The sequence below is a fragment of the Geomicrobium sp. JCM 19037 genome (genome assembly GCF_000698105.1).
Taxonomy (GTDB): Bacteria; Bacillota; Bacilli; order Bacillales; family Marinococcaceae; genus Geomicrobium_A.
Genome location: NZ_BAWZ01000031.1, coordinates 29,920 through 51,544, shown reverse-complemented (window position 1 = coordinate 51,544; position 21,625 = coordinate 29,920). Strand labels below are relative to the sequence as shown.

Below are 21,625 nucleotides of genomic sequence, written 5' to 3'. Positions count from 1 at the left end.
CTCAGATAGCTTTTCCTTTGGTTTCTTTGGCTTCTTCTGCTCCGCCATCCAATCCCTCCCAACTAAAAAGAGCACCAACTAACACAGCGATTGCTGCATCAATCAGTGCCCCGATTTTTTCGGTAGCTTGTTTAGTTAACTAACGATTTCCTTCCGAAACCACGTATATTCGTGCAATTTTTGTAGTGGGAATGTAAAATTCGTGCTTTTTTCAATACCTGCGTTCTTCTGTAGGTAGAGATTTCCGCATTCTTTTTTCGCGATCATTTGTATAGCTTCATCAAAATCTATTTGTCTGTAGTTAACTTTCTCTTCGCTCACCTTACCGCCTCCCATTTATTTAATTAGAATTTGTATTTTTCGAGCGCCTTCATTTGAAAAAGGTGCAGAAATCTTGAAGCGTCTCTTTCTGTGATTCCTAACGAATGCTCAACGCCCTCAATTTGAAATCTCAACAAAATTTCGCCGTCATCATTTATTTCCCAGTCGAATAAAAAATTATCAATATAGATACCTTTCACCGCCTCCTACAATCGCTCTGTCGCCGATACCTTTTTATGCACCAGCTTATGGTCCTGCCATGTAATGACTTGCTCTCCAAACCCCGTGACTGGCTTCTCCACCTGTGTAATCTCGCCGCCTTTTATAATCAACACCGCATCTTTGCTCAAATCAATCTCCGCCGTCTTAAACAATGCGACCCCTCCCGTGTATGTGGTATACTCTCTGTGGGTACAGACTCCGCAAGGGGTCTTTTTTTGTCTTTTATCTATATAACCTCTGCAACTCGTATTTTAAAAACTCATCCACCGTAAGCTCCCGTCGATATGCCACCGCACCATACTTGCCATAAAACATGTCGATTTCTGCCATATTAGGCGGCTGACACCACGGACCCGGCGGTCTGTAAAGATACTCGTACCAGTAAAGTGGTGGCATCCTACAACCTCCCCGCAATCTCTCTCGCACGCTGTTCCGCCTTGTCCGCCTCGATCTCCTGCCTAATCACTTCGCGTTGCCATTTGAGTTGCTCACTATTTTTCGGTTTCATGTCGTTTCCTCCAATTAGCTTTCTTTATCTTCATTTCGTTTTTTAAATGGTCTAGTTTATTTTGATCTATGATGCTACCAATTTTTACTAAACGGTGATCTTTATCGTTATAAAACTCACTTAGAGTCCCATCAAAATGCATGACATGAATGAATTTCTTAGTTTTCCTAAGGAATATTGCCTTTCTGCCGGGATTGTCTTCCCCTGTCCATCCATTTTCTAGAACATCGCCGAATTTAAAGGTCAATCCGATCCCTCCACCTCTTCTTTTATGATTCTTTTAGCCGCCATCAACATTCATGTATGCCATTCGCTCTTTCCCGTCCATTCGTTTTGTAACAATCTCGAGTTTCTTATCAATCGATTTGTTTATCCTCTCAACTGATCCACATAACTGATCACTCACCGCGTTCACTCCCATCCAATAATTTGTCTCCAATTACGACCAAATTTGTGCTGAAGGTGCATGGTTAATCGACGATTTTCCTGCTGATATCTTTCTTTGCTTTGTTCTAAATTACGTAATTTTCTCTCTGTGTTTTGAATGATTGTTTTACTCTGGCTTTTATAAAATTTTTGGTGTTCTCGATCCAATGACCTTATAAAAGAGTCCTTGAGCACCTGTTCATCTATCAATAACTCTTGTCTTTTCGCTCGTTTATCTACACTAATTCCATTAACGTAAACACCGATGTGTGCAGGGATCTCGTCTCGCACTTTGGTAAACAATTCATGTGGCATTACATAGTAGTTCAGATGACCAACAAAGGTATTTTTGCTTTTGCTCCTGAAATCCGACACCGACGTTTTAATCTCATAACAGCGCCAAACTCCTTTAGTATCGTAGGTCATATATCACTCGCTCTTTGCCACCAAATCCTATCGTTACCTCGAAACAGCCGAATGTGCCCATCTTTTTTGTAGTGAAATAGATACGACGCTCCAAGTCCTCTGTAGCCACTGTTTTCGCCATATCATCACCTCACGATTTTTAGCGATAAGTCAGGATACTGCTTTTCAAACATTTTTCGCTTCAACTTAAAAGCCTCGGTTTCCATGCCCTTCACATCCACAATTTCTACCGACCCGTCGATGTGATACACCTTAAAATCCGCTTTATATTTGATCGCCCGGTGCGTCACTCCGTTTTTACGGAAACCATCTTGCAACAAGTACTCTGGCTGCATTACAAAATCTTTTATATCCCAGCCGTTTACGCAGCATCAGATCTTGGTAGTATCTAGCCTCTCGCTTGCTGTCAAACGTAATGCCGTCCACCTCAACGCGTTTGTTGTGGTACTTGCTACGCCTCTTACGCTGACGCTTGTTATACTCCTCAGCAGCCATCCTAAGCTGTGCCATGTAAATCCTCCTCACTGTTTGATCACCTAATTTAAAGGGTAATTTCAATAGATATACGCTTGGAGTTGATATTATGAATAAACGACTAAAGTACACCCTTCAAGGGTCGTTGAGCCATTTTGTAATTGCATTTCTTGTTACATTCTTTTTTGACGATGAGATTAATTGGTCATTTGTTATCAGCATTACGCTCGGAGGTACCGTTTATTGGGGATTAGTTCACCCCATTCTCAGCGATCGAAGAGCAAGTAAATCCCAATAACAAAAGTTGATTTGTAGAGAGGAGCGATGAGTTCACTCACCGGCTGCCTCCTACTTGTTGCTCTCTTCGATTTTTATAATCGCTTCAAATATCGGGTAGATCTGCTGCGGTACTACTGCGTTTCCAAGTCCTCTAATTCTGTCCACCGATCGGGAACCCCATGAGCCACTCGACCCACGGCGGGTTCAGTTGCCCACCATGTGTTGTGTATAGCATTTGGTTTTTCTCTTCCTCTGATATTTTCCCTTTGCTCACCAGGACTGACATCATATCTCTCGCCTGTTCCCCTCCATTCATCCCCTTCTCTGATGTCGGAGTTGGCCAGTGCTTCACTGCCGTAATTAAATTGGTCATGTGATCGCCAGTATCCATCTCCTTTTTGGATAACGGCCCCCTCTTCGCGTCCCAACTGTTCGGCGTAGGCCACAATAAACGTCCGATCTCGTCTGTGCGGGGCGCCGATGGCACAAGCCGGTAATATAACCGCGCGCCCTTTGTAACCGATGGTTCCAAGTCAAAAAGCGTCCGGTCGAGCTCCATTGTTGCGAAGTTAGCAACGTTTTCACCAACAACCCAACGGGGTCTAATTTCTTCGATGATCCTAAACATTTCTGGCCAGAGGTCGCGGTCATCTTCCGTGCCTTGTCGCTTCCCGGCGATACTGTAAGGTTGGCAAGGGAATCCTCCGGTAATAAGCTCAATTGCTCCAACGTCTACACCTCTTTCCTCTAGGGTTGATTTATCTAGTGTTGTAACGTCATCAAATATCGGTACGTCCGGCCAATGCTTATTTAGTACCTTTTGGCAGTAAGGTTCACGTTCGCAAAAAGCAACTGTATCTATGCCTGCCCACTCTGCTGCTAAACTAATTCCACCGATGCCGGCAAATAGTTCGAGGGATTTCATGCTCGCATCTTCCTCACAGGCTTAGTGCCTGCTAAATCCGCATCCATTCCACGCTCACGACGCTTATGGAATGTTTTATAACTAATGCCGTTTGTGGATTTAACCCACTCGTCAAAGACATTGCTAAACTCCCTTTTCTCCTGCGTTAATGCACGGTCTTTGCTCCAACCGTGTCTCAGCCTTACTTGCACTAGTTTTCGAGATATTCCTTTTTTTTCAGCGTTTAGATATTCTTGCAATGTGATCGTTTCTCTCACGCTAACCGCCTCCTAGCATAGTCTCATCCCATAAACAATCTGCGGCGACTGGGTTGAGCCACAATACTTCATTTCGCGTTGCTCCACCTTCTGCGGCTACTTGCCGTGTCTCAACCTTCCAACCTCTCAAACGATCATCGTACAGCTTGTGTGCGTAACCGGATAACAGCACCGGCCCTGGATGATCATTTAACGCGTCTAGTAGATCAATGTGGTCGTCTATTGTCATTTCGTGCTTATAGTGGCGCTTGGTCCTCGTCTCAATGATATAAGGCGGATCTGCATATATCAGGACTCCCTCACGCTTGTATCGATCCAATAATTGGAGAGCTGGCTGCTGCTCAATCTGCGCTTGTTTTAATCGTCCCGATACTGCCGTGATTTTGTCTGGCAGTCGCGCCCACTCTCTTGTCGTTTTGGGTCCATTTGCTTTAATGATGCTTCGCCACCCTGTGCGGTCACTTGTCTTAGCGCCTATCGCTTGCCAGCACCTAATCAAAAACCGCCGGGCATCCTCCATCTGATCGCCTGTTTGCTCGTAACTGCTGTAATACTCTTCGCGGGACAATGGTGTATATTCGATCATTCTGGCCAATTCGGTTGGTTGGTCGCGTAGGATCCGGAACAAGTTAACAATCTGGCTATCAAGATCATTTATCGTTTCAACGGTTGAAGGTGGTTTTGAGAAAAACACGGCTCCGGATCCGAAGAATGGTTCAAGATACGTTTCATGCGGCGGCATCTGCTCAATGATCCACTGAGCGATTCGCCACTTACTACCTGGATAATGCAAGATCCTTGGAATCACACCGCCCACCTCCTCATATCCGCTTCCCACTTCGCGAGCAACCGCGCCCTCTCCTCTTGCCTGAGCCTCCGATCCTCGTCCGTGCAAGTCGGGCATTGGGTGACCACGCACCCGTAGCCTAGTTCTGTCCATAGCGTCCCGGTGTCATCGCATGTTTTGCACATTACATAGCACCTGCCAATCTGTGATTAAGCTCAAAACGATCACCTTGTATCGTCACGATAAAGTCCTTGCACATCTCAAAAATCCGAGTACCTAGTGCCTCATCGACGTTACACAGGGCGTTTATATCAAGCTCAGACGATACCATGACCGGCTTGTGATTGAGATACCGGTGATTGATTACTGCGTACATTTGGTCTACTTGCCATGCTGTGGCTCTCGGCTCACCTTTTGCGGGCTTAAACAGGTCATCAATTAACAACACATCTACACGTTGCATCCGGTCAATCTTTCCGTCCAATGCACTCAGATCATCTCTCAAGTTATTAAACCCTTCGACAAACGGGAAGTACTGCACCGCCACGCCTTTTTTGCGTATGAGGTTATTTGCTAGAGCTGACAATAGGTGCGTTTTGCCGCTACCCGGTTGCCCGAGCAAGGCAATGCTGTTTTGTCGATCCTCACGCACCTCATAAAATGCCGTGTAGTAATCGTGCGCCGTTTGGTAGGCATCCTTGATCGCTTGGGGCTTGCCGTCAATCTCAAATTGTGAGAACCTAGTTTCTTAAATTCATCGGTCATCTCACTGCCCGCAAGTAGCTCCTCGGCTTTGCGCTGTTTAAGGCACGGGCATTTAACATAAAACTCGCGCTTATCGTCCGTAGACTCGACCCACCCGCCAATATCACGGCAACGGGGGCATTTATGCACGCTTGTATCGTCCGACGAACTCCGGGACGAATTGCTCTTGGCCTGTTCTGCCTTTGCCCATATCTCGCTGAGGATTGTTCCCATGTCTCGCATTTGGTTTTGCCTCCTTTTTGTGGAGCTCGTGCGCTCTTACTTTTTCGATATCGGTTAAAGAGTGATTAAACCACTCCCGTAAAATTGACTCTGTGTAGCTGAATTTCCGAACCCCGTTTTCAGAAGTAATCTTCATCGCTTCCATCACGACTTCCTCAGTTAAGTCATCGCACCAGTTGCCGATCTTGTCTTGTATGTGACCGTTGAGGATGTGAAAGTTCTGTTCAAAAAACGAGAAAGGGGTTTCCTTGCGCGCGTCTACTACTACTCTTTCTTTACTTTCTTTCTCTTTCTTTAACTGGGGTGCGCTTCCGCCCCCTGTAGGGGGTGCTGGCGCGCTACCTGTAGGGGGTGCTATTCCGCCCCCTGTACTACTATCTGCACCCAGTGAGTTATTAGAGGTATTTTGCTCCATTTCTTCAACATTTTCTGGAGCATCTGAGACTATTTTCCATGTCTCGTAATCTTTGTTGAACATCAACTCTCGGGACCCATTGAACGACGCTTCTTTAACAACGGTGATTACGTTTTTATCAATTAAACTTTTAATGCCACGCTTGGAAGCATCTTTGCTAAGCCCAGTTTTGCTCTGCACAAAGGATATAGAGAAAGCGTGGCTTTTCCGATGAAAGCCGTAAGTATAACGCCATATCACCAATAGGATTTTGTGTTGTGTACTGCTGAATTTACGTATGGCTACTTCCTCTAAAATCTCATTGGCAACTGCCGTATACCCCTGTTCTTTCTGCGGATTTGCCACGATTTATCCCCCTCCCTATCTATTGCGCCTACATATCGCATAACTACCCTTGACACTTATCACCTTGTACTCAGGCCGCCCTTTGGCGATGTAACTAATCACCGACTGCTTAAACTGGGATTCATTCTCCCGCCTAATAGCTACTATCCAAGGCGGGAGAAGCACCCGGTATTCGTCATTCATTCTTCAAATTTCAGCGCGAGGTCTTCTGCTGATCCTTTTTGCTTTGCTTCTTTCTTCGTTTCAGCTGGAGGTTCATCTGCTGGTTCATTAGGCACCTCGGAAACCTCGAAGTCCACATATTCACTATCATCGTTAATCTCCTTACGATCGCTAGGATCCTTTGTGTCCTCGACATACGCTGTTTGTAGTTCGATGGAAAGGATGCCCCACTTGGACAACAGGTTGCGGATAACGGTCTTTTTCGCCATTGCATCCCAATCGTTCTTCCAGCCAAAATCGGATTTACTGAACTTCTTCTTGTGTGCTTCAACTTCTGACTTGGTCCAGTACACGGTTTTTCTAAACCCATTGATAAGCTCGAAAAACCCTGCGTAACCGATCACCTTATCGGATTCTTTCGCTTCGAAATCAATGTCGATCTCTTCGGTGAGACGGTTCCATTTTTGCAACTCGCCCTCATGGATCTCGATCACATTAATATTTTTATATTGGCCCGTTCTCAATGCCAACTGGATCAACCTTTGTAGCCAATCTGAAACGTGGCTTTGTTGCCGTAAGGGACGATGTAGCATAGCCTAGGTTTTTATCAACCGGCAGGTCCATTGTGGCTGCAATCATCGCTGACGAGATCACGCTCATCGGTTCCGATTTCTGCAACATCTTTTCAGAGTTATAAAGATTTACGATGCTCGTAATGAACTGACTTGATCGCTTGCCGAGGTTTTCTTCAAAACGTTTCTTAATTGCCGGACTTTCGAGCAAGCCTTTGAGCGTCGTGCCTTGCTGTGCTGGAGCTTGACCGTTATTCTTTTGCAGGTTGTTTTTAAGTGATGTGTTGGTAGCCATAAGAGCCTCCTATACTGATTGGATTGTGAATGGTCGTGATACGCTTTCCTTCGAATACTCGTCATAAAGCTCGGGCTTTTCTTTCTTTATTTTTTTGGTATCAAGTCCTTGTCTAACAACGTTTTTCCATACGACTTTAAATTCCGTCGTGAGTGCCGTCTCAGCGTCTTGCATTTGATTTTTAATGTTGTTCTCGATCTCAGCCTTTTGAACGCCTAGTAGCTTAATCTGTTCCTTAATATGCTCTAGCTGTTTAAGATTCTCCAAGTCCGATTTGCCGAGGTTCACAACCTTCTCTTTCTCCGATTCCGGGTACTTCTCTTTGATGTACCTTTCTGCTGCGCTTGAACCGTCTAATGCAGGAGCAACGCCAGCCACTACATGCTCATACCAAAACTTTTTTTCTTGGCGGATAATCATGTCAATGAGTTCGTTATCGCGCTCAATCTCTTTCCATACAAAGCGCTGTCCGCCGATTAGTACGGCAAAGTATGCTTTGCTCTTACCTGTGACAGCGAGGTAGTGTTGCACCTGGACCAGGTAAGCATCCGGCACCTCTTCACCGTCCCAATCCTTGGCCAAAAACTGATTGGCAGTCTTGCACTCTAAAATTGCGTCCTCACCTACGACTACACGGTCCACGTCAGCGATCATAAAATGAAATGTAGGGTGTTTAAGCATAAAGTTCTTTCGGCGTACCTTCTTACCTGTTCTTCTTGCGAATTCGGTAGCAACAACATCCTCTAAGATGTTGCCAAAATACGCGGCCTCGCTTGGATCGTCCGTGTCTGGCACGTAATCCTCTGATTTTTCATGCCACACCTCAAACGGTGTTTTATACTTGCTGATGCCGAGCACGGCGGCTGCATCTGATCCTCCAATACCTCGCTTGCGATAGTTGAGCCATTCCTCACGACTTAGATCGGCTGTGCTTATCATTGCCTGTGTCATTCCGAATCACCTGCCACCCTTGCGGTATAATGAGTCTCTTCGGAACTGCGTTTCGTAACGGCGTCACCTTGTGCGTTTTTATGCTTCGCTCTGTTAATAGCAGCATCTGCGCTTTTTGCTTCCACTTTGATTTCTTTTCTGACTTCAATCACTACGGTAACGTTATATTTTGTCATTCTGCCGCCTCCTGTGCCCAGTTGATAACCGCGGGGTCATACGGTATACTGGGGATATAATTTATTGTGTTTAACCCCAGAGTCGTTTTGAGTTGCAGCTCAAACGGCTCTTTTTTTGTCCAAATAAAGATCTACAACTGTCTGCTCGCTAAATCCCAATCTCATTGCTACCTGCCTAATGCCTCGCTTTAAGCCGAGCACCTTAATGTGATTGACAATGTAGTATCTTACGTCTTGCTCAGTGATCATCTGCGCACTGCCACCTCTCTGATGTATGCCGCTATACAAGTTGTGTCGTCGTGTAAAAGCACGTCGTCAATCTCCAAATGCTCATCTGTCTCATGCACATTGTCTTTGCATCCTTCACACTCGCCTATAACCATCGGCTCGACCGGATCAAGATATTTGTGTGGCAGTAGCATTGTGTTTTCGATCATGTTTAGCCTCCTCAAAAATTGATGTGAGCGACTGTCAACGCCGCCAATAATCCAGTTGCAAACAATCCTACAAGCAACACGCCTTGCGCTTTCTCGCTCATGTGATCACTCCTATTAGTGATATAAATCCTGCTACGCCTGACAGCGTCTCCACCATCTGTTGGATGACCACCGGGGCGTCTGTGCCTAAAAAGCTAAACAAAACAGCGTCTTGGCAATTTAAGCGTTTGGCCCACTCCTGCGTAGTGTAAAAATCCGGGATCATCTTACTGCTCTCGACACGAGATACTATAGCCTGGTCTATGTTGAGCATTGCCGCTAGTGCCAGTTGCGTTAAGCCTTGTCTTTTGCGTGCTTTGCGGAATATTTTGCCTAATGCTTGCGTGCCGTCCACATCGTCTCACCTCCCAAATATGATGGATTGTCATAAATGACTGTTTGTCATAGATTGCAGGCTGTAGGTCAAGTTATGATGTGATTAGTTCATCCAACTCGCATCGTTGCTTGATTCATAATCCACGCTTCAACCTCTTCCTCCAAGAAAAATATCCTGCTCAATACTTTAAAATGTGGGATCTCTCCTTGCTTCGCCAGTTTATACACCGAGTGTTTGTGGACGCCGAGGTAATCCGCCACCTGCTGTGCGTCCCAGGTCCTTTTCTCCATCAATCCATCCTCCCTTCTAATTGATCAAGTCGTGCACACAGTTGATGCAACCAATCCCAGTCTTCAGTGATATGGGCGATGTACATTAGTTCTTTGATCTTTCCTGCCTCGTGATAAAAATTCTGCAAGTAAATCATGCTTTCGTGTAACTCCGCTAACTCCATTTCCGTTAATGCCCTGACATTCTCTGTGATAGCAAGTTCCGTAAACCGCTCTTTGACAACTTCATAGCTCATGGGGATCACCTCATACTAGTTGTGATTTCTTTTTCTCTCTCGGGAACCAGCCATCGATATACTGGATTGCTTCATCAAAGTCTTTCCGCGGTATCTTGTCGTACTTGCTGACACCGTAATACCTTTTAAGCGCCGAGTAGATGGTTTGAAAGTGGGCTTCATGCCCTTGGCGTCTTAATGCAAACACACGACGAGATACAGTGTCTTGTATCTGTTTCTTCATCCGTTCGTTGACCCAAACCTCGTTGTCTACCACTTGCTTAATGTCAGCGACTTCTTGTTTCACCTCTCGCACTGATTCAGCTTGAGCGATAATCATTTCTTCTACTGTCATTGGTTTGTTCAATTGCTGCTTCATTCGATTAAACTCATTGATGTATAATTCCTTAAATCTTGCAGCTTCTTTGCCCGTGTAGCCCATAACCAGAAAAGCGAAGCCATCTTGCTTGATCATGTACTTTGGATACTTTCTGTTCTGATCATCTGTGTAATCGATCTGCGCAAAATTGCGCTGATTGAATTCTGGGCTACATTCCATGTTTCTGATGTCTCTTAACACATCGTTGTGTCTTTTACCGAAAGATTTGGCTACTGTTTGGCTGTCGGTTACTACGTCTTGGTTTTTGATGAAAACTAGTTGGTTCATATTATTGCCTCCTTGTAGGAATTTGTCCCTAGCTGTCGAATAGGACAGGTAAAGGGGGTGAAGATATGGCGATAGAATTTCATGAAAATTTTTTCGTAAAAAACTGTTTGAATTGCTCTAACGAAATCACTGATTTAAAAGAAGATCATACTCACTGCACTGAATGCGGGTTTCCTATTCGCAATGAGTGCACTGGGACTACAAAATTCACTAGTGGATACGGCAATAATGAAGTGGCTCATGACACAGAAGATAAGGAATACGCTTTAGAACCCGATACTCCTTTCTGCCCTAAGTGCGGAACTGATTCACTGTTTAATCGCAAAGGATTAATTAAAGTCGATCATCCAAAAGTGGAAGTTTCCGATCCTCAACCCAAGCTCACAGATGACGACATTCCTTTTTAATGAACTGCTAGTTCATTTCCACATGAGGAGCAATATTTCGCTTCAGGTAAATGGCGCTCTCTTTTGCATAATGAACAGAAAGAATGCTTAGGAATGACTTTAGAGGTCGTCTTTTTATCAGTGGCGGCTTCTATCGTTTGTTCGTTCATTTGAATTCCTCCTATGCAGTTGTTTTCCGACTCGATATGCGTCCGTTATCTTCAAAAAAAAGCGTCCACTGAAATCCTAATGCCGAACTGATGCTCTTTGCTGTATCGACACTTGGATCTCGAGTCCCTACTTCAATACTTGACAAGTGACTTCTTGAAATCATAATTCTATCAGCTAACGCTTGTTGAGAATATCCTGCTTCTTCTCTTAAGTCAGCAAGCCATTTTCTCATTCTCGACCCTCCTTGACTCGTTTTGCGTCTATCTGATTAACATTATAAGACTCGTTTTGAGTCAAGTCAATACCTTTTTGATTCTTTTTGCGTCATTTGTTTATGACTCTTATTGAGTCATGTATACTGATGGCATATCAATGTAAGGAGTAGGCTATGCTCGCTGATAAATTATCTAAATTAAGAACTGAATTGAAGGTAAGTCAAACCGAGTTATCTAAAAGGTTAGGAATCCCTAGGACAACATATTCAGGCTATGAAAACGGATCAAGAGAGCCTGATTATGAAACTTTAAAGAAGATTGCGGATTATTTCGATGTTACAACAGACTTTTTGCTCGGCCACAAAACTGGCCAATCAGAAACTGAGCAACGAGTTTACGCTTATGGCGGTTTCCTGGACATGACCGATGAAGAAAAAGAAGAAGTTGAAGAAATTTTGGAGTTTGTGCGGGAACGTAACAAGAAGCGAAGGAAGTTGCAAAAAGAATTCGGTCAAGACAAAAAGGACCCTTTCGATCATAGCTAGGAGGAATACGGTGAGGAAAAAGAAGTTATTGTTACCCATGATCTTTATATTTGGCGCTTCTTTTATTGTCGCTTGCAGCGATGACGAGGAGCAATCTGCTGAATCAAACGAAATAGAAGGTGCTGAGGAAGCAGATGCATCAAATGAAGCTGTTGAAATCGAAGAGGTTGAAGAGATAACCAGAGAAGATGAAAGTGTTGAAGAAGATGCTGAGGTAGATGTATCGGATAATGAAACCGAAGAAAAAAATACAGAAATAGAAGATAGAGATCATGTTGTCGGAACGGCTGATGGCGATATTAATGAACTCTCTTCTATCACCACTATGAGTGTGCGTAACGACAACACTGATAGTTGGAAAAAAGTTGAACATTCCAATGGCGTTTTAATGCATGAATATTTACTTTCGTATGCCGACGAATATTGGGAAGAAAATGACGGTGTGCATTGGTTTATTGACTTTACAAATGGCACAACCACAAGCGCTAATGACTTAGGTATCTACTATTATGTGGCTGTCTACGAATATGTTGATGGAGAACAGCATGACGCAAGCGATCTCGGTACAGGGTTAATTCTAGGTGAATACCATGTATATAAAGATAATGGTGATATTGTCGACATCGAAGCCGTCATTGCAGAGGAAGAATCTTAAACTAAGTTACTGCCCGGAGAATTCCGGGTTTTATAAAAACTAAAAAGAGAACACACGTTTGGTCCAGGGGTGGTTTTTTGACTATTATTGAAAGTCTTGTCAACAGAGTATATAGCTAAACCAAATCAAAACTATCGATCAATTAAACATTGAAAAGATGGCCGAGACATTTTTAATCGAATTAAAATGGCATCGCAGACCTACAATCGGTAGTGACGACATGGGTATTAGGACAATCTGGATGGACAAGCGTGCAACCAAATCGGAACAAAATTTGCTATTTTATCATGACTTTACGCACTTTGTTTTGGACGACTTTGACCAAAGATACGCACACCCTATGTTTATCGAGTTATCAGAATGGCGTGCAAACATCGGAGCTCTTTACGCATCCATGCCACGCAAGCTCGTCGGCGAGCAATTTAGACACCACGGTGCCGTTACCTATCACGACATCGCCAGGGCTTTTGACGTCCCGCTCTGGGCAGCGAAGAAGCGAGTCGAGCAAATTTACTATGATCCATATCAAAATCTAGGAGTGAGATAAATGGGAAGCATACGGCAACGCGGAAAAGATAGTTGGCAACTACAAGTAACGGTGGGAGTAGACGCTCGCGGATATGCGGATCGGGAATATAAAACGATACGAGCAAAAAATATTTCCGAAGCTCGAAAAGAACTTGCGAAGTTTGAAGCTGAATTATTATCGGGAAATTATATCCGTCCTGAAAATATGACGTTACACCAATTGTACGAAAAGGAATGGGCAACGAAGTACGCACCTATTAACTATGGATCAAAGGCAACCTTAGAAGAAAACGTAAAAATCATTGAAAAGCGTTTGTTACCTCGGTTTGGTCATAAAAAAATTAAGGACATTAAAACCATCCACATTGTAAATTACATCTCAGAATTACAAAAAGACGGTTCCCGCTTAGATAACAAACCAGGCGCCTATCGCCGTCATCGATCCACAATGTGTATAAGGCGTATAACAGCTTGCTCAAATGTGCCCAATCATACGGTTGATCAAAGAGAATCCGGCGAAAGGGGTCAAGTTGCCATCAAAAGGGTCAAGCAAGGCTCAGATTAACTACAACAAAGAGCAAATTTGGGAATTAATAGATGCGATAAAGACAGAGCCATTTGACAAGCAAGTACTCTTTTGGATTGCTTTTATAACATCAGCAAGGGAAGCAGAAATTGCGGCATTGGACGACAACAGTATATTAATCGACGAATGTGCTATTCGAATTGATAAATCTCTAGGTGAGATGTCAGGAGGCGGGGTAGAAATCATACCTACCAAAAATCATTTAGAGGGGGTAGCAGCCATACCGGAGACTCTTATGGTGATGGTCGAGAAACTACTTCTTGATAAAAAGAAGTGGAAGATGCTCATGAGGGATAAGTGGGAGTATCCAGATAATGTATTTCTATTTTGCAATGATCACGGCCGTCCCATTCGACCAGATTCAATCAGCCAGTGGTGGATTCGATTCATTAAAAAAAACCAACTCCCGAAGGTGCGGTTTCATGATTTACGTCATATATCCATTACGTTTTTAATTTCTCAAAATCTCCCAATGAAATCCATCAGCTCTCGAGCGCGTCATTCAAAGATCGGAACGACGATGGATATATACGGTCATTCAATTGTTGAAGTTGATCGTGAGGCAGCCCAACTTTTCGAGCAATTCTTTTCCAAAAAAGAGGGGTAAAATAAAATCTTGCGTCAATCTTGCGTCAAAAACGTGGTTAAGTAAATGAAAATGGCGTCCCAGGAGAGATTCGAACTCCCGACCCACAGCTTAGAAGGCTGTTGCTCTATCCAGCTGAGCTACTGGGACAAAGGTGAAAAAGAGTTAATGACGACAATTAATATAGTACCTAAAAATTGCTAATGAGTCAATCGGTTTTTGTAATTTTTTTGGGATTGATTGCTGCTTAATGAGCAGCAATCAACGGTTACTTCGCTTGCCACGTTAAATCTTCGATTTCTTTGCCACTGTCTCGTTCCAAAAATCGAATGGACGTCACCTGACCTTCAGCGATTGTCACAATACTATACGTTGGTGGCCGGTCCGTGCGAGGTTGCACGAGACTACCAGGGTTTAGAAACAACGCGCCTTCATGTTCATGTGCTTCAGCGACATGTGTATGACCGTATAGGACGATACGTGCACCCTTTTCTTTGGCAATGCTATGAAGCGCTTCGTGATTGCCTCGGGTTACACGGAGCAAATGCCCATGTGTTTGCCATATTTTCACACCTTGAACCGTTGTTTCAAGAACGTCTTGAAACGGCATATCGATATCGGTATTTCCGTTTACAATCCGAAACGGTTGCACTAGTGGGTCATTTCCATTAAGTTCCGAGTCGCCACAATGGAACCAGCCGTCCGCTTCAGTGGCATGACGTTCATAGATTCGGTTAAGCCATTCACGATCGCCGTGTGTATCACTCAGTACGACAAGTTTAGTCATCACGATCACCTCCGTTGTTACAGTTTGTTCCACACGTTCTGTAATTGCTCGAGGCACGTCCTCGGTGACTGATCTTGTTCTTCTCATCAGCACTCATCTCCGCCAACGTTTTACCAAAGGACGGGATATACATAAGCGGATCGTAACCAAAACCATTTTCCCCTTTTGGCTCTCGTCCGATTGTCCCTTCACAATGGCCAAGGATCATCTCTTCGGTCTTTTTGTTTGGGTCGATATAAGCGAGTGCACACACGAACCTCGCCGTACGTTCCGCGTCAGAGACGTCTCGAAGCTCATCGAGTAGTTTTTGATTGTTTTTGTCATCGTCTTTCTCAGGTCCCGCGAACCTTGCAGAATACACACCGGGAGCACCATCAAGGGCATCAACTTCGAGACCGGAGTCGTCAGCGAGAGCGGGTAACCCCGTGTACTGTGCGACAAAATCGGCTTTGAGTTTGGCGTTTTCCGCGAATGTTGTACCTGTTTCTTCAACTTCTGGGCAGTCCGGATAATCTTTTAACGATTGAATTTCGGCCTTTCCTTCGAGCATGCGCTCAAATTCTTTTCTTTTGCCTTCATTGCCGGTAGCTAACACAATCTTTTTCATCCATCTCACCTCTATTTTTAAGATTCTCTAGCTTCTGCAGACTGGAGCACGTCTTGTTGAATATGAAGTAAAGATGAAATCCCCGCTTCTGCATACTCTAACATGTGTGTGAGTTGTCGCGCTGAAAATGTCGCTTCTTCTCCTGTACCTTGTAACTCTACGAACTCACCTTTGCCTGTCATAACGACATTCAAGTCGACAGCAGCAGACGCATCTTCTTCATAACATAAATCAAGAAGCACTTCGCCTTCTTGACTAATCCCGACAGAGACTGCAGCGAGTTGATCAACGAGGGGCTGCTCTTGAATCACTTCATCTTTTAGTAGTTTGGACAACGCTAGGGCTGTAGCAACATAAGCGCCTGTGATCGAGGCCGTTCGCGTTCCACCATCTGCTTGTATTACGTCACAGTCCACCCAAATCGTTCGTTCACCAAGCTTATCAAGTCAATGACCGCTCGCAACGCTCGTCCAATTAATCGTTGGATTTCCATCGTGCGACCTGTCACTTTCCCTTTTGATGATTCTCGAATATTGCGCTTTTCAGTCGCTCTTGGCAACATGCTATACTCTGCGGTAATCCAGCCTTTTCCTTGACCTCTTAAAAAAGGAGGAACCCGTTCTTCAACTGTCGCTGAACAAATGACTCGTGTATCACCGACTGAGATGAGTACCGATCCCTCTGGATGTTTAATATAATTTGTTTCAATTGTTGTTTTACGAATATCATTCGTTTCTCTTCCGTCGTTCCTCAACTGAATACCCTACTTCCTCTTTGATCATTGCATAACAAAAAGGCAGCAGATGCCGCCTCATTTTCTACTAGTATATCATGAATCGAACAATGCTGCTAAAACTCACCGCGATTTAGCATAACCGGACGTGTGACAGGTTCGGTGAGTGTCTCTCCGTTGCTCCGATTTAACGCCTGGGTTCCATTTACTTGGTACGATACCTCATTCACACCTTCTAGTTCCGTTAACGAGAGCGTTAGCATCGTAAGCGCTTCTTCAGATACGGCTGTTCCGCTATTCTCTGTGAGTAACGCCTCATTAAAGTTTAACGTCAACACTCCATCTTCTAGCGTCGGTTCTTCAATTAACTGCACACCTGACCGGATGCCTGTGAGTAAGTTCGATTGAATCGCCGGACCTTCGAGGAGTTGTTCAACGACAGCTAATGCTTGATTGTCATCCGCATCGGCTCGTCTAGTTACAGGTACAAAATAAACATCTTCCTCTTGTTCACGGATAAAGTATAACGTATTCGCTCTGCTCGCTGTAATATCAACAGGTGCATACCCTTCAAGGTTAATGCCAATATCTCTCGTTAGAGACTGTACAGGTGTATTGCCTTGTGGCATGTTCTCTTGAGTATGTCCATTAATTTGCAATTCAATCTGCTCAACATTCTCAAATTGTGTAAGTGTCCACGTGAGCGCTTGTAAGATCGCTTCTTCTTGTTCTCTCGGGTATTCTTCAAATGATGGCGAAAAATCAACGACCGCTGTGCCATCCTCCGTAATATTCACTCCTAGAATCTCAGTATCTGCAGGTAATACTGCCTGAAAGCCACTCGGAAGGTGCTCGGTTACAGGCCCTTCAGCGACCATAAATTCCAGCGATTGCTTTAGTACTTCTTCATTTGGGGGAAACCGGAATGTTCGAGGAACAACATACCCGTATTGATCCATTAAGTAAAGCTCACGTTCCGTTACATCCCCTGACCGTTCCCCTTCTTCTGGTTGATTACTCGCTTCCCCTTCACCTTGTTCATCTGTAGTCTCTATTTCTGTAACGACTTGACTTTGGTCGAGGTCTGTTGCCACTTCTTCCTCATCACTACCACACGCCTGTACGACAAGCACGGCCCCAAACAATAACATGGCTTTCATACTCCAGCTTCTCATGCCTCTTCCCTCCTAAATTCACGAATCTCGTATAGTATACGAGCCCTATTCGGAAAATAGACCAGCGGGTTTGGACAAGAAAAATCCGCGAGAATTATTGATTCATCGCGGATGACGCAAAGCTAATCGGAGATATGTTAACACTTGAATCTTCTAACCACGTACTGACCGTTTTTCTAAATGCATGCACGGACCCACTCGTGTAATAGAGATTCTCCTGCTCTTCTTCTGAAGTCGTGGACAACCGGTCGTGTTGTAAAATCATACTCACTTCTCTTGCCGTTTCTGCACCCGAAGAAATCACTTTGACATGCTCACCTACAGCTGATTGAATTACCTCTTTTAGTAGAGGGTAATGCGTACAGCCTAAGATTAGCGTGTCAAAATCTACAGACTCTAAAGGCTTTAACGTTTCTTTTACAACGTTGTATGCCTCTGAAAAGGACGTTCGATTTTGCTCTACAAGGGGCACAAATGGTGGACAAGCTAGACTTGTTACCTCAACTTGGCTTCCTTGAATGCCTGTATTGCTTCAGGATAAGCCCCGCTAGAAATCGTGCCTTCTGTCCCAATTACGGCGACTCGTTTGCTGACGGTATGATTTAGCGCTGCAATTGCCCCAGGATGAATGACGCCGACGACGGGGATCGATAATTTCTGTCTTGCTTCTTCGAGAATGACAGCCGTTGCGGTGTTGCAGGCAATGACAAGCATCTTAATCTTTTTTTGGAGCAGCCGCTCGATCATTTGCCAAGTAAAACGACGGACTTCCTCGTAAGGCCTCGAACCATACGGGCAACGATCTGTATCTCCGATATAAATCATCTGTTCCTTCGGGAGTTGGCGAGCGATTTCTTTTGCAACGGTTAATCCACCAACCCCAGAATCAATAACACCAATAGGTAAATTCACGCATATTCGCCTCTTTTTATCTGTTACTCTTTCGACATTTCATTATGCAGTGCATGTAACGTCACTTGAAGCTGCTCAACTTTTTCATCGGAAAAATGTTCCAGCACCTCATACAAATACTCCTGGCGTTTTTGGATCACCTCATCAATGATCTCACGGCCTTCCGATAAGATATGCACACGCACGACTCTTCGGTCCTTCTGATCTTTCACTCTTTCAACAAGTTCGTTCTTCTCTAAACGGTCCACCAAGTCTGTCGTTGTACTAAATGCGAGGTACATTTTCGATGATAGTTCACCAATCGTCAAGTCGCCTTTGTCTTTGAGGTATTGGAGCGCGATGAATTGGGGCGGAGTGATTGGAAATTGGTTTAGAATTTCTCTTCCTTTTTGTTTCACTGTAAAAGAAATTCGTCTTAAAGAATGTTCAATTTGTTCCACCTGGTCTGTATTCACACAATTAGCCTCCACTCAATATGTAGTGATGTTACTTATGAAAAAGCCGCCTGGTTTCAAGCACAGGCGGCTTAAGATGATCATCGGTTCTCTTGAACAAGGGACTTCACTTCATCAGCTGTTCCACACAACAAAGCTTCTGCTGAGAGCTTACGTGCTTCTTCATAGTCAAGGGACATGAGTTGCTCTCGAGCCGGGAGCACTGACGACGCACTCATGCTAAACTCATCAAGCCCAAGCCCGAGTAGCAGAGGAATCGCAACTTCATCACCAGCCATCTCTCCGCACATTCCCGTCCACTTGCCTTCGGCATGCGCAGCGTCAATGACACCTTTTACAAGTTGCAAAATTGCAGGGTGGTACGGTTGATAGAGATTCGCTACTTTTTCACTCATTCGATCCACAGCAAGTGTGTACTGAATTAAGTCATTTGTCCCAATGCTAAAAAAGTCAACTTCTTTAGCAAATTGCTTCGCTGCAACAGCGGTAGATGGAATTTCGACCATGATGCCAACTTCCATGTTCTCATCAAATGAAGTTCCTTCTTTTCGAAGCTTCTCTTGTTCTTCTTCAATGAGCAGCTTTGCCGCTCGATATTCTTCTAGTGTTGCCACCATCGGGAACATCACTTTCAAATTTCCGTAAGCACTCGCTCGTATGAGAGCTCTTAGCTGTGTGCGAAACATGTCTTGTTTCTCTAGGCATAAACGAATGGCTCGAAATCCTAGAAACGGGTTCATTTCATGAGGAAGATCCAAATACGGAAGCTCTTTATCGCCACCAATATCTAGTGTGCGTATAACAACGGGTTTGCTCTCCATCTTCTCAACGACGGTACGATACGCATCGAATTGCTCTTCTTCATTAGGCAATTCATTACGCTCCATGTAAAGAAACTCGGTACGATAAAGTCCAATACCTTCTGCACCGTTTTGAATCACACCATCTAAATCAGCTGCAGAACCAATGTTTGCCGCAAGTTCAACCGTGTGCCCATCACGGGTCGTTGAAGGCTCGTCAATGAGCTTCGCGCGTTGCTTCTTTCTTTCTTCGAACTGGAATTTCTCAGTTTCAAAGTGTGCAATCGTTTCTTGATCTGGATGAACATACACGTTCCCGTTCATTCCGTCTACAATGATCATATCACCATGCTCGACTTCTTCGGTAATCTTCGATAAGCCCACGACGCTGGGATTTCTAGGGAGCGCGCCATAATCGCAGAATGCGATGTGCGACCACCGATGTCTGTGGCAAACCCTAGCGCATATGCCTTATTTAACTGTGCTGTATCCGAAGGCGTTAAGTCCTTGGCAATGACAATGGATTGCTCGTTGATTTCAGATAGTGCAGCAGTATTTACACCGAGAAGGTGGCGCAATAGGCGTTGCGACACATCTTTAATGTCTGCTGCCCGCTCTCGCATGTATTCATTGTCCATGTCTTCAAACATAGCAATAAACATGTTCGCCGTTTCGTTTAGTGCAAACGCTGCGCTCACTTCTTCTTCTTGAACCTTTGTCTTGACTGCACCTGTCAGTTCAGGATCTTCAAGCACGAGTAAATGGGCAGAGAAGATCTCGGCGTTTTCCTTGCTTGATTCTCTTCTGTTCTCGCTTTTAGATCTTCTAACTCTGCCTTTGCCTTTTCGATGGCGTTTTGGAGGGAAGTCACTTCATCCTCTGCACCCTTTTTCGGTGCTTTTTCGATGTCTAATTGCGCCTGTTCATAAACAAACGCTTTCGCGATGGCAATGCCGTTGGAAGCAGCAATTCCTTGAAGGATTTGAGACATTATTCGCCCAGACCTTCTTGAATTTGTGCTGTAATAGCTTCCATTGCTTCTTGCTCGTCGTTTCCATTGATAACGACTTTAATTTCTCCTCCTTTACCAACGCCAAGCGACATAACACCCATAATCGACTTCAAGTTTACTTTTTTACCTTTTGCTTCCATTTCTATTTCTGATGAAAATTGGCTTGCTTTATGAACGAGCTGTGTTGCAGGTCTCGCATGCAGACCTGTATCAGCGGTAATCGTAAACGTCTTCTCTTGCATGGGATCCACTCCTCTTTTACGTATAAGTCATCACTCGTTTGAAAGCTAAGGATAGTTATCGCCTAGCTTGTCAATTCATATTTTATCATTACGGAGCGTGTACGCCAATTATTTTCACGCATTCATCACGATTTCGCCCATTTTTTTAAGCTTTCAAGTTTTTTAGTAGAAACTTTAACATTAAAAGAACTTCGTGAATACGATAAGCTGAGAATCTAAAACACAAGTGTGCGTGATTGACACTACTTTTAGCCTGAAACACGTCCAAGTGACCACTACTGCTTTTAGTTGAAAGCGAAACTCCTCGGTATAGTTGTTCGCCGCTTTTCGCTCCATCACTCACCGACGAGTGCATTCTCACATACGATATGGAGACTAAATGCTTTCTTCTAATCGTCCAATTTCCATTGAGAGCCGGACACACAAAGAGGGTGGCCTGGATTAGAAAGGGTGACACGATTGAAGGACTTGGAACGTGGTCCGCGCTCCCTTCTGACGAAAAGGGAGAAGGAGGTCTTTGACCTTCTCGTGCAGGACAAAACAACGAAGGAAATTGCCGGACAGCTCTACATCAGTGAAAAAACAGTCCGTAATCATATTTCTAATGCCATGCAAAAGTTAGGCGTTAAAGGACGTTCACAGGCTGTAATTGAACTGATTAGACTAGGTGAAATCCAAATTTAATCATTGCCTCAAAGCACCAGATCATGGGTCTTT

General features: G+C 44.3%; 34 protein-coding genes, 1 tRNA gene and 5 pseudogenes. 8 read left to right on the top strand and 32 right to left on the bottom strand.

What is annotated here, in order from left to right:
- Positions 1-135: 135 nt before the first annotated feature.
- The 7 genes from JCM19037_RS16240 to JCM19037_RS29530 form a co-directional block, all read right to left on the bottom strand.
- Positions 136-321: a hypothetical protein gene (locus JCM19037_RS16240; protein WP_152549106.1), complete on the bottom strand. Its 186-nt coding sequence runs from the start codon at positions 319-321 to the stop codon at positions 136-138.
- A gap of 206 nt (positions 322-527) precedes the next feature.
- Positions 528-695 (bottom strand): DUF3954 domain-containing protein, encoded by a 168-nt coding sequence (locus JCM19037_RS24525; RefSeq protein WP_152549105.1) that lies wholly within the window; start codon positions 693-695, stop codon positions 528-530.
- 339 nt (positions 696-1,034) lie between these two features.
- Positions 1,035-1,298, bottom strand: coding sequence for a hypothetical protein (locus tag JCM19037_RS16235; RefSeq protein WP_042402995.1), 264 nt, complete (start codon positions 1,296-1,298; stop codon positions 1,035-1,037).
- Between the two features lie 33 nt (positions 1,299-1,331).
- Positions 1,332-1,457 carry a hypothetical protein gene (locus JCM19037_RS28690; RefSeq protein ID WP_255357930.1) on the bottom strand — a complete coding sequence of 42 codons (126 nt, stop codon included), beginning with the start codon at positions 1,455-1,457 and terminating at the stop codon, positions 1,332-1,334.
- 5 nt (positions 1,458-1,462) lie between these two features.
- A complete protein-coding gene (locus tag JCM19037_RS16230; RefSeq protein ID WP_042402992.1) occupies positions 1,463-1,903 on the bottom strand; it encodes a hypothetical protein in 441 nt (146 codons plus the stop codon).
- Positions 1,904-2,028: 125 nt separating this feature from the next.
- Positions 2,029-2,238, bottom strand: coding sequence for a DUF1064 domain-containing protein (locus tag JCM19037_RS29535; RefSeq protein ID WP_307189848.1), 210 nt, complete (start codon positions 2,236-2,238; stop codon positions 2,029-2,031).
- Positions 2,201-2,398 carry a DUF1064 domain-containing protein gene (locus JCM19037_RS29530; protein ID WP_307189850.1) on the bottom strand — a complete coding sequence of 66 codons (198 nt, stop codon included), beginning with the start codon at positions 2,396-2,398 and terminating at the stop codon, positions 2,201-2,203. The genes JCM19037_RS29535 and JCM19037_RS29530 overlap by 38 nt, the downstream gene beginning before the upstream one ends.
- Positions 2,399-2,486: 88 nt before the next feature.
- Here JCM19037_RS29530 and JCM19037_RS16220 point away from each other — a divergent pair, with 88 nt between their 5' ends.
- Positions 2,487-2,675 carry a hypothetical protein gene (locus tag JCM19037_RS16220; RefSeq protein WP_042402987.1) on the top strand — a complete coding sequence of 63 codons (189 nt, stop codon included), beginning with the start codon at positions 2,487-2,489 and terminating at the stop codon, positions 2,673-2,675.
- Between the two features lie 50 nt (positions 2,676-2,725).
- Here JCM19037_RS16220 and JCM19037_RS29525 read toward each other — a convergent pair.
- The 14 genes and pseudogenes from JCM19037_RS29525 to JCM19037_RS16155 all read right to left on the bottom strand — a co-directional run bounded on the left by JCM19037_RS29525 (position 2,726) and on the right by JCM19037_RS16155 (position 10,513).
- Positions 2,726-3,581: pseudogene (locus tag JCM19037_RS29525) on the bottom strand (DNA cytosine methyltransferase).
- Positions 3,578-3,838, bottom strand: a complete 261-nt coding sequence (locus JCM19037_RS16210; RefSeq protein WP_052363977.1) for a hypothetical protein — start codon at positions 3,836-3,838, stop codon at positions 3,578-3,580. Before JCM19037_RS16210 ends, JCM19037_RS29525 begins: the two are co-directional and overlap by 4 nt.
- A 1-nt stretch (position 3,839) precedes the next feature.
- Positions 3,840-4,646, bottom strand: coding sequence for a DNA adenine methylase (locus JCM19037_RS16205; protein WP_373901090.1), 807 nt, complete (start codon positions 4,644-4,646; stop codon positions 3,840-3,842).
- Between the two features lie 163 nt (positions 4,647-4,809).
- Positions 4,810-5,328 carry an ATP-binding protein gene (locus JCM19037_RS16200; protein WP_238544763.1) on the bottom strand — a complete coding sequence of 173 codons (519 nt, stop codon included), beginning with the start codon at positions 5,326-5,328 and terminating at the stop codon, positions 4,810-4,812.
- A 183-nt stretch (positions 5,329-5,511) separates the two neighbouring features.
- The gene (locus JCM19037_RS23255; protein ID WP_052363976.1) at positions 5,512-6,372 is read right to left on the bottom strand and encodes a replication protein; all 861 of its coding nucleotides are present in this window, start codon (positions 6,370-6,372) and stop codon (positions 5,512-5,514) included.
- A gap of 179 nt (positions 6,373-6,551) precedes the next feature.
- A pseudogene (locus JCM19037_RS16190) lies at positions 6,552-7,401 on the bottom strand (recombinase RecT).
- Between the two features lie 9 nt (positions 7,402-7,410).
- A complete protein-coding gene (locus tag JCM19037_RS16185; protein WP_042402985.1) occupies positions 7,411-8,352 on the bottom strand; it encodes a YqaJ viral recombinase family protein in 942 nt (313 codons plus the stop codon).
- Positions 8,349-8,528, bottom strand: coding sequence for a hypothetical protein (locus JCM19037_RS16180; RefSeq protein ID WP_042402983.1), 180 nt, complete (start codon positions 8,526-8,528; stop codon positions 8,349-8,351). The genes JCM19037_RS16185 and JCM19037_RS16180 overlap by 4 nt, the downstream gene beginning before the upstream one ends.
- A gap of 99 nt (positions 8,529-8,627) precedes the next feature.
- Positions 8,628-8,777 carry a hypothetical protein gene (locus JCM19037_RS25915; RefSeq protein WP_193744785.1) on the bottom strand — a complete coding sequence of 50 codons (150 nt, stop codon included), beginning with the start codon at positions 8,775-8,777 and terminating at the stop codon, positions 8,628-8,630.
- Entirely contained in the window at positions 8,774-8,965 is a 192-nt protein-coding gene (locus JCM19037_RS16175; protein WP_042402980.1) for a hypothetical protein, read from the bottom strand. Before JCM19037_RS16175 ends, JCM19037_RS25915 begins: the two co-directional genes overlap by 4 nt.
- A gap of 97 nt (positions 8,966-9,062) precedes the next feature.
- Positions 9,063-9,359: a helix-turn-helix domain-containing protein gene (locus JCM19037_RS16170; RefSeq protein ID WP_042402977.1), complete on the bottom strand. Its 297-nt coding sequence runs from the start codon at positions 9,357-9,359 to the stop codon at positions 9,063-9,065.
- 89 nt (positions 9,360-9,448) lie between these two features.
- Positions 9,449-9,631: a helix-turn-helix domain-containing protein gene (locus JCM19037_RS16165; protein WP_042402974.1), complete on the bottom strand. Its 183-nt coding sequence runs from the start codon at positions 9,629-9,631 to the stop codon at positions 9,449-9,451.
- On the bottom strand, positions 9,631-9,867 hold the full coding sequence (locus tag JCM19037_RS16160; protein ID WP_042402970.1) for a hypothetical protein: 237 nt from the start codon (positions 9,865-9,867) through the stop codon (positions 9,631-9,633). Before JCM19037_RS16160 ends, JCM19037_RS16165 begins: the two co-directional genes overlap by 1 nt.
- Positions 9,868-9,877: 10 nt before the next feature.
- Positions 9,878-10,513 (bottom strand): Rha family transcriptional regulator, encoded by a 636-nt coding sequence (locus tag JCM19037_RS16155; RefSeq protein ID WP_042402968.1) that lies wholly within the window; start codon positions 10,511-10,513, stop codon positions 9,878-9,880.
- Between the two features lie 65 nt (positions 10,514-10,578).
- On the opposite strand from JCM19037_RS16155, the gene JCM19037_RS16150 reads away from it, so the two are divergent.
- On the top strand, positions 10,579-10,920 hold the full coding sequence (locus tag JCM19037_RS16150) for a hypothetical protein (RefSeq protein ID WP_042402966.1): 342 nt from the start codon (positions 10,579-10,581) through the stop codon (positions 10,918-10,920).
- On the opposite strand, the gene JCM19037_RS25910 is transcribed toward JCM19037_RS16150, so the two are convergent.
- Together JCM19037_RS25910 and JCM19037_RS16145 are read right to left on the bottom strand one after the other, a co-directional pair.
- Positions 10,917-11,069 (bottom strand): hypothetical protein, encoded by a 153-nt coding sequence (locus JCM19037_RS25910; protein ID WP_193744784.1) that lies wholly within the window; start codon positions 11,067-11,069, stop codon positions 10,917-10,919. The two genes, JCM19037_RS16150 and JCM19037_RS25910, sit on opposite strands and share 4 nt — an antisense overlap.
- An 11-nt stretch (positions 11,070-11,080) precedes the next feature.
- The gene (locus JCM19037_RS16145; protein ID WP_042402964.1) at positions 11,081-11,302 is read right to left on the bottom strand and encodes a helix-turn-helix transcriptional regulator; all 222 of its coding nucleotides are present in this window, start codon (positions 11,300-11,302) and stop codon (positions 11,081-11,083) included.
- Between the two features lie 156 nt (positions 11,303-11,458).
- Here JCM19037_RS16145 and JCM19037_RS16140 point away from each other — a divergent pair, with 156 nt between their 5' ends.
- The 5 genes from JCM19037_RS16140 to JCM19037_RS16120 all read left to right on the top strand — a co-directional run bounded on the left by JCM19037_RS16140 (position 11,459) and on the right by JCM19037_RS16120 (position 14,206).
- On the top strand, positions 11,459-11,830 hold the full coding sequence (locus JCM19037_RS16140; protein ID WP_042402960.1) for a helix-turn-helix domain-containing protein: 372 nt from the start codon (positions 11,459-11,461) through the stop codon (positions 11,828-11,830).
- 10 nt (positions 11,831-11,840) lie between these two features.
- Positions 11,841-12,485 carry a hypothetical protein gene (locus tag JCM19037_RS16135; RefSeq protein ID WP_042402959.1) on the top strand — a complete coding sequence of 215 codons (645 nt, stop codon included), beginning with the start codon at positions 11,841-11,843 and terminating at the stop codon, positions 12,483-12,485.
- Between the two features lie 157 nt (positions 12,486-12,642).
- On the top strand, positions 12,643-13,032 hold the full coding sequence (locus JCM19037_RS16130) for an ImmA/IrrE family metallo-endopeptidase (RefSeq protein WP_152549103.1): 390 nt from the start codon (positions 12,643-12,645) through the stop codon (positions 13,030-13,032).
- Complete coding sequence (locus tag JCM19037_RS16125; protein WP_042402953.1) at positions 13,033-13,578, top strand: N-terminal phage integrase SAM-like domain-containing protein; 546 nt, start codon at positions 13,033-13,035, stop codon at positions 13,576-13,578.
- On the top strand, positions 13,544-14,206 hold the full coding sequence (locus JCM19037_RS16120) for a site-specific integrase (protein WP_042402950.1): 663 nt from the start codon (positions 13,544-13,546) through the stop codon (positions 14,204-14,206). Before JCM19037_RS16125 ends, JCM19037_RS16120 begins: the two co-directional genes overlap by 35 nt.
- Positions 14,207-14,258: 52 nt before the next feature.
- Here JCM19037_RS16120 and JCM19037_RS16115 read toward each other — a convergent pair.
- The 9 genes and pseudogenes from JCM19037_RS16115 to JCM19037_RS16075 all read right to left on the bottom strand — a co-directional run bounded on the left by JCM19037_RS16115 (position 14,259) and on the right by JCM19037_RS16075 (position 20,908).
- Positions 14,259-14,335, bottom strand: a tRNA-Arg gene (locus JCM19037_RS16115).
- 118 nt (positions 14,336-14,453) lie between these two features.
- Positions 14,454-14,972, bottom strand: coding sequence for a YfcE family phosphodiesterase (locus JCM19037_RS16110; protein ID WP_042402947.1), 519 nt, complete (start codon positions 14,970-14,972; stop codon positions 14,454-14,456).
- Positions 14,965-15,579: an XTP/dITP diphosphatase gene (locus JCM19037_RS16105; RefSeq protein WP_042402945.1), complete on the bottom strand. Its 615-nt coding sequence runs from the start codon at positions 15,577-15,579 to the stop codon at positions 14,965-14,967. Before JCM19037_RS16105 ends, JCM19037_RS16110 begins: the two co-directional genes overlap by 8 nt.
- A gap of 17 nt (positions 15,580-15,596) precedes the next feature.
- Positions 15,597-16,333, bottom strand: a pseudogene (gene rph / locus JCM19037_RS16100) (ribonuclease PH).
- Between the two features lie 95 nt (positions 16,334-16,428).
- Positions 16,429-17,487, bottom strand: a complete 1,059-nt coding sequence (locus JCM19037_RS16095; protein WP_042402942.1) for a GerMN domain-containing protein — start codon at positions 17,485-17,487, stop codon at positions 16,429-16,431.
- Positions 17,488-17,581: 94 nt separating this feature from the next.
- A pseudogene (racE, locus tag JCM19037_RS16090) lies at positions 17,582-18,399 on the bottom strand (glutamate racemase).
- A gap of 23 nt (positions 18,400-18,422) precedes the next feature.
- The gene (locus JCM19037_RS16085; protein ID WP_042402940.1) at positions 18,423-18,854 is read right to left on the bottom strand and encodes a MarR family winged helix-turn-helix transcriptional regulator; all 432 of its coding nucleotides are present in this window, start codon (positions 18,852-18,854) and stop codon (positions 18,423-18,425) included.
- Between the two features lie 80 nt (positions 18,855-18,934).
- Positions 18,935-20,645, bottom strand: a pseudogene (ptsP, locus tag JCM19037_RS16080) (phosphoenolpyruvate--protein phosphotransferase).
- Positions 20,645-20,908 carry a phosphocarrier protein HPr gene (locus tag JCM19037_RS16075; protein ID WP_042402937.1) on the bottom strand — a complete coding sequence of 88 codons (264 nt, stop codon included), beginning with the start codon at positions 20,906-20,908 and terminating at the stop codon, positions 20,645-20,647. Before JCM19037_RS16075 ends, ptsP begins: the two are co-directional and overlap by 1 nt.
- A gap of 459 nt (positions 20,909-21,367) precedes the next feature.
- Here JCM19037_RS16075 and JCM19037_RS16070 point away from each other — a divergent pair, with 459 nt between their 5' ends.
- Entirely contained in the window at positions 21,368-21,592 is a 225-nt protein-coding gene (locus JCM19037_RS16070; RefSeq protein ID WP_042359623.1) for a response regulator transcription factor, read from the top strand.
- The last annotated feature ends 33 nt before the right edge of the window (positions 21,593-21,625 follow it).